The following is a 6,652-nucleotide window of genomic DNA, read 5'->3' on the forward strand; positions in this document are numbered from 1 at the left end:
GCGCGGGCCGCGGCAGCGGCCAGCGGGCCCCAGCCGGCGGCGAACACATCACCACCGGCGGTGGCGTACGCCCCGCCGACGACCCGGTGCGCCATCACCTCCAGTGACGCCCCCAGCAGCGCCGTGCCCGTCAGGGGCCAGCCGGCCGACAGCGGACCGGCCAGCGGCGCCCCGCCCACGCCGGCAGCCGCGGGATCCTCGCTCGACCGCGGCGGGCGCAGCCTGTCTGCCAACGCCAGCTTCGGCAGGACACGCAGCCGCGGGGTCACCGACGTGGGCAGGCCGGCCTTCTCCCAGGCCAGTTCACAGGCCTGGGACAGCCCCCCGAGCACGTCCACCAGGCCGCGCTCGTGGGCGTCGGCGCCCGTCCACACCCGCCCCCGGGCGACCTCGTGCACCGCCTCCGGCGTCATCTTCCGGCCCGCGGCGACCTTGGTGACGAAATCCTCGTAGACCCGGTCCAGGAACTCGTCGAGCTTCTTGCGTTCGGCCGGGCTGAACTCCCGCCGCGGGGAGGTCATCAGCGCGTTCTCGCCCTCGGCGACCGCGCCGAAGCGCACACCGACCTTGTCCAGCAGCTCGCGGACGACCTGCTTGCCACCGAGCACCCCGATGGACCCGGTCAGGGTGCCCGGATGCGCCACGATCGCGTCCGCCCCGAGCGCGACGAAATATCCGCCGGAGGCGGCCACCGGCCCCATCGAGACCACCACCGGACGCCCGGTGGCCTGGAACCGTTCGACCTCCCGTCGGATCAGGTCGGAGGCCACGTACGAGCCGCCGGGGCTGTCCACCCGGAACACGGCCGCGGCAACGTCCTCGTCACGGCCTGCCGCCCGGAAGGCGGCGGTGAGGGCGTCCGAGGTCATGGCCGGGCCCCGCAGCGGCGCGCGCCCGCCGCGGCCGAGCAGCACCGGCCCGGTCCCGTGGATGACGGCGATCACCTTGCGCCGTTCGGGTCCGCGCCGGAAGGCCTTCCCGTCCGGTTTCGCCAGCTGCCCGCCCCGGTGGAGCACGGGGGCGGGCAGTCGCGACCGGGACGTCTCCCGGCGCTGGGCCGTCCGCTGGTAGTGGGAGAGGTACATCAGGATCACACCGTCACGCTCGTCCTCGGCCGTGGCGCCCGTACTCCTGGCCACGGCGTCCGCGCCAGCCTCGGCCTCGCCACCGGCACACGCCGCGTGAGCCGCACCCGCCGTGCGAGCCGCGTCCGTCGCGGGGCCGGTGCCGTCGCCCGCGGTGCGGCGGGCGTGGGCCCGGGCGGCGGCGTAGACCTCGTCCCGGTAGCCCAACCGGTCGACCAGCCCGCCCCGGCGGGCCTGCTCGGCCGACAGCGGCGCGTTGTCGATCAGTTCGCGGACCCGTGCCGGGGACAGGCCACGGGCGGTGGCGATGCCGTCCACGATCATGGACAGGCTGGAGACGACGATCCGCTCGCTGGCCTCCCGGTGCGCGGCGGTGAAATCGCGTTCCACGAACGTGTTGACGGCGTTCTTGTACTCGTGGCGCTGCCCGACCTGGATCTCGATGCCGAGCCGGTCCAGGGCGTCGCGCAGGAACGGTGTCTCCAGGGCCACCCCGGTCAGGCCCAGCTCCCCCGGCGGTGCCAGCCAGATCTGGTCGAACGCGCAGGCCAGGTAGTACGGGACGGTCCCGCCGCCGAACTCGCCGAACGCGTCCGCGTAGGCGAAGGCGGTCCCGCCGGCGTCCCGGAAGGCGATGACCGCGTCCCGGATCTCCTGCACCCGCGCCAGCGGCGTCCCGCAGGGGGCGATCCGGGCGATGAGCGTGGCCGCCCGGTCGTCCTCCCGGGCCCGGCGCAGCCCGTCCACGACGGTGCGCAGGGACGGGCGACGCCGCGCCAGGGCCGCGCTCACCGGATCACCGGGTATCCCTTCGACCGGATCCACGGTGAGGTCGAGCTCGAGGAGGATAGGCGCGGACCGTCGCGCATACAAACGATGGACGCCCGCCAGCGCCTGCCGCGCGGTGTCTGCTGCCATGCAGCGAGGCTACGCGCCGCGTCTGCCGCCACGCGGCGAGAGCACGCCCCACGCCCGCCGCCGCGCGGCGAGGCCACGCCCCACGCGCTGTGGGCCATGGCCCATGGCCGTTTCCATCCGCTTCCATCCGCGTGGCCGGAACCGTCCGGAGCGCGCCCGGTGAGCTCCCCCGCGGGCCTGGCTCGGAGCGCGACCTCGGCGAGAGCCGCCCCTAACGGCGCGAACGGGGGTTGCGACCCGTCAGGCGGCCGGGGTCGTGCTTCCGGTCGGGGTCTGCCTCGCTGCCGGCCAGTGGGCGCGCCAGGAGTCGGCGTCGGTTTCCCGTGGATCCAGGTCGGCGGCGCGGATCGCATCCTCGGCGGCGGCGAGCGTGTCCCGGAAACGCCGTGCGGACGCCCGCAGCGCCGCTTCCGGATCGGCTCCGGCCTGCCGGGCCAGCGCCACGGCCGCGAACAGCAGGTCGCCGACCAGCGTCTCGGCCGGCGTCTCGGCCTCGGTCGCCGCGGACCCGGTGTCCGTGTCCCGGGCCAGCTCGCCGACCAGGCCGACAACGGCATCGGCGGGAGACAGCCGGCCCGCGCCGAGGGCGAGATCCACCGGCACCCCAACCTTGGCCGCGCGCTTCTGGAGCTTTGCCGCCAGCGCGAGCGCGGGCTGGGAGAGGGGCACGCCCTCGGTCACCGACCGGCGGCCCTTCTCGACGTCCTTGATCTTGTCCCAGTTCGTCTCGACGGCGGCGGCGCCGTCCACCGTCACCGATCCGAAGACGTGCGGATGCCGGCGGACGAGCTTGTCGGCCAGGCCCGCGGCCACGTCGTCGATGTCCCAGACGGCCGTGCCGCGCTGGGTCTCCCCCCCGCCCCGGACAGCGCCGTTTCGGGCCGTCTCGTCCCGGCCAGCCTCGTTCCGGGGCGTACTGTTCCGGTCGGCACCGTTCCGGTCGTCGAGGTTCCGGTCGGCACGGGTGGCTCCGGTGTCAGGCGTCCCCGCGTCGGCCGGGCCGTCGGGCCAGCCGTTGCCCTCGGCGGCGATCCTCGCGTGGAAGAGCACCTGCATGAGCACGTCGCCGAGTTCCTCACGCAGGTCGGCGTGGTTGCCGTCCTCGATCGCCTGGTACGCCTCGTAGGCCTCCTCCAACAGGTAGGAGGCAAGCGAGGCGTGGGTCTGCTCGGCGTCCCACGGGCAGCCGCCGGGAGAGCGCAGCCGGTCCATCACGGCGACCGCGTCCAGCAGCCTGGCGCCGGGCAGATCGCGCGATCCCTGGACGACCGTCACGGTGAGATCCGCACCGGCCAGAGTGGCGAGCGCGTCGAGCAGGTCGCGCTTCCCGCCTGGCTCGGCCCCACCAGCCCACAGCGCTCCATCAGCCCCCGGGATCTCGCCGGCTGGCAGGGTCCCAGTAGTCGGCAGGGTCCCAGCAGCTGGCGCGGCGAGCCACACCACGGGCCGGGACGGGTCGGCGTACGCGCGCCCGCGCAGCGCCTCGGCGGTGGCCTGCCGGCCGGCGNCCTGCCGGCCGGCGTCCGCCAGCGCCTCGACCGCCAGCACTTCGACCGCGATGCCGGCCGCGGTGAGGGCGGCCCGCTGGGGATGGTCGGCCGAGCCGCAACAGACCGCGCCGGCGGCGCGCAGCAGGTCCCAGGTCGCGACGTCGAGCAGCCCGGGCGCGACCCGGGGACTGGTCACGACGACGACGATGCTCGCGGTCACCGGGCTGCCTCGGCCAGCCCGGTCGGCCTGACCGCCCCGGCTGGCCTGGCCGCTCTGGTCACCGCGGCCGGCCGGGTCAGCATGATCGAACCGGTCGGCCCGGCCGGCAGAACTGTCGACGGGACGGGGGCGGTCACTGGGTGGTCGCGAGTCCCGGGCCCAGCGGCGGCTCGGGCGCCGGAGTCGTCGCGATCGAGACGCCCGCGGCCGCCACCGCGAGCTGGGCGGAGTCCCAGGTGCCGAACCGCGGGTTGATCGAGACCGATTCCCGGGACGCGGTCTCGCGCAGCTTCGTGTACACGGTCTGGTTGCGCTGGTCCGCGGCCAGCGACCGGATGAGGTAGCCCTGAGCCTGATCGAAGCTCAGCGAGATCTGCTTCCCTTTTGCCCTGAAGTCTGTAACGATCTTGTCGTACCTGCCGCGGGCCTGCTCCTTGGCGGCGTCCGTGTCCGGGGCCGGAGCCAGCCTGTCCGCGATCGCCGACTCCAGGGCGTTGGAGCGTAGGAAGAGCCGCAGGTCCTTGCGGGCTATGCCGCCGAGCTCCGCCAACTGCTCGAAGTCCGCGACGCCGCCGAACTCGAGCACGCCGTACGTCTGGTAGAAGGCGTCGAGATCCTGGTCGGTCACCGTGATTCCGAGGCCGCGGGCCTCCCGCTCGAGCAGGTCAAGCTGGACGAGGGTGGTCAGCGCGCGCCGCTGCAGATCGGTGCGTTCGATCGGCGCGATGCTCTGGGCGGCGCTGGGATTGGCCGCGGCGGCCGACCGGCTGACGGCCAGGCCGCGGTCGACAACGTCACGCAGAGTCGACGTCTTGATCGTGTCATCGCCGATCTGGGCGGCGGACCCGGCATGGGTGGTGCACGCGGAGGCGCTGAGGACCACCAACGCCACGCCGGCGAGGATGCGGCGAGTGGCAGAACGGGGCTTCACGGCTGTGACCGTACCGACTCGCCGCCCGCCGCGCACAGCCAGGCCACAGGTGGACGTACCCCCACCGTCTCCGCGCGCCTCGCCGACCACCCGGTCAAAGATCCACCGGACCCGGCTGGGAAGGCCCACCGAACGCGGCGCGATCGCCCTGTCTCAGCGGGACGCGGCCGTGGCCGCCGCCGCGACCGAGTCACCGGCGACCGCCGCCAGCAACTGCGCGGCCCAGGTGAGGACGGCGCGGTCGCGCAGCGGCCGGGCACCGATGCGCGGAGTCTCCGTCGGCGCCGGCACGAGGACCGTGCGCACCGTCGGTTTGACCACGGCCCCCTTGTACAGCCGCTGGAGGCGCATGGTCTGGCTCTCGCGCAGCTCCAGCGGCGCGAACCGGATCTGACGGCCGGCCACGGTGATCTCGGTGACGCCGTGCCGGCGGGCCAGCACCCGCAGGGAGGCGACCGCCAGCAGGTTCTCGGCCGGCTCGGGCAGCGTCCCGTAACGGTCGAGGAGTTCGGCGCGGACCTCGGCGATGTCGTCGTCCGAGACGGCGGCGGCCAGCCGCCGGTACGCGTCCAGCCGCAGCCGCTCGCTGGGGACGTAGTCGTGCGGCAGGCTCGCGTTCACCGGAAGCTCGACCTTGACCTCGGGCGGCTCCTCGACCACGGTGCCCTTGAAGTTCGCGACGGCCTCACCGACCATCCGCACGTACAGGTCGAAACCGACCGAGGCGATGTGCCCGGACTGTTCCCCGCCAAGCAGGTTCCCCGCCCCGCGGATCTCCAGGTCCTTCATGGCCACGGCCATTCCGGCCCCGAGGTCGGAATGCTGGGCGATCGTCGCGAGCCGGTCGTGCGCGGTTTCGGTGAGCGGTTTGTCCGGAGGATACAGGAAATATGCGTAGGCGCGTTCCCGGCCGCGGCCCACCCGGCCCCGCAACTGGTGCAACTGGGACAGCCCGAACACGTCGGCGCGTTCCACGATGAGGGTGTTCGCGTTGGAGATGTCCAGCCCCGACTCGACGATCGTGGTGCACACCAGGACGTCGAACTTCTTCTCCCAGAAGGAGACCATCACCTGCTCGAGGGCGTCCTCGCCCATCTGGCCGTGCGCGGTGGCGACGCGCGCCTCGGGGACGAGGTCGCGCAGCCTCGCCGCGGCCGCGTCGATCGACTCCACCCGGTTGTGGATGAAGAAGACCTGCCCCTCACGCAGCAGTTCGCGGCGGATCGCGGCGGCGACCTGCCGGTTGTCACTCGGGCCGACGAAGGTCAGGATCGGGTGCCGTTCCTCCGGCGGGGTGTCGATCGTCGACAGCTCCCGGATGCCAGTGATCGACATTTCCAGCGTCCGCGGGATCGGGGTGGCGCTCATGGTGAGCACGTCCACCGCGGTCCGCATCTTTTTCAGATATTCCTTGTGTTCGACACCGAAACGCTGCTCCTCGTCGACGATCACCAGACCGAGGTCCTTGAAACGGGACGCGGACGACAGCAGCCGATGCGTTCCTATCACCACGTCGACGGTGCCCTCGGAAAGCCCGTCCAGCACCGCCTTCTGCTCGGACGCGGAATTGAAGCGCGACATCGCCCGTACGTTCACGGGAAACGCGGCGTACCGCTCGGAGAACGTCTGGAAATGCTGCTGGACGAGCAGTGTCGTCGGGACGAGAACGGCGACCTGCTTACCGTCCTGTACCGCCTTGAACGCCGCCCGTACCGCGATCTCGGTCTTGCCGTAGCCGACGTCGCCGCAGATGACCCTGTCCATCGGGACGGGTTTGCGCATGTCGGCCTTGACCTCCTCGATGGCCGAGAGCTGGTCGGGGGTCTCCCGGAACGGGAAGGCGTCCTCCAGCTCCCGCTGCCACGGGGTGTCCGGGCCGAAGGCGTGTCCCGGCGCGGCCATCCGCGCGCTGTACAGGCGGATCAGCTCGCCGGCGATCTCCTTGACGGCCTTGCGGGCGCGTCCCTTGCGCTTTGCCCAGTCGGCGCCGCCGATCCGGTCGAGGCTC

The 6,652-nt window shown here is 73.0% G+C and carries 2 protein-coding genes and 2 pseudogenes (2 of these 4 running past the window's edge); all 4 read right to left on the reverse strand.

The window, feature by feature from the left end; genetic code table 11:
* On the reverse strand, nt 1-2,003 hold the 5' portion of the coding sequence (sppA, locus tag FrCorBMG51_RS00910) for a signal peptide peptidase SppA (protein ID WP_047221234.1). The gene continues 49 nt to the left of window position 1, outside the view; 2,003 of the gene's 2,052 nt are visible here — the first part of the coding sequence; its start codon is at nt 2,001-2,003; the stop codon falls past the left edge of the window.
* A gap of 996 nt (nt 2,004-2,999) precedes the next feature.
* Nucleotides 3,000-3,713 (reverse strand): annotated as a pseudogene (locus tag FrCorBMG51_RS34340) (MazG nucleotide pyrophosphohydrolase domain-containing protein); the annotation flags it as partial.
* 133 nt (nt 3,714-3,846) lie between these two features.
* Nucleotides 3,847-4,644, reverse strand: a complete 798-nt coding sequence (locus tag FrCorBMG51_RS00920; protein ID WP_047221291.1) for a SurA N-terminal domain-containing protein — start codon at nt 4,642-4,644, stop codon at nt 3,847-3,849.
* Between the two features lie 153 nt (nt 4,645-4,797).
* A pseudogene (gene mfd / locus FrCorBMG51_RS00925) lies at nt 4,798-6,652 on the reverse strand (transcription-repair coupling factor) (it continues 1,902 nt past the right edge of the window).

Source organism: Protofrankia coriariae (assembly GCF_001017755.1).
GTDB lineage: Bacteria > Actinomycetota > Actinomycetes > Frankiales > Frankiaceae > Protofrankia > Protofrankia coriariae.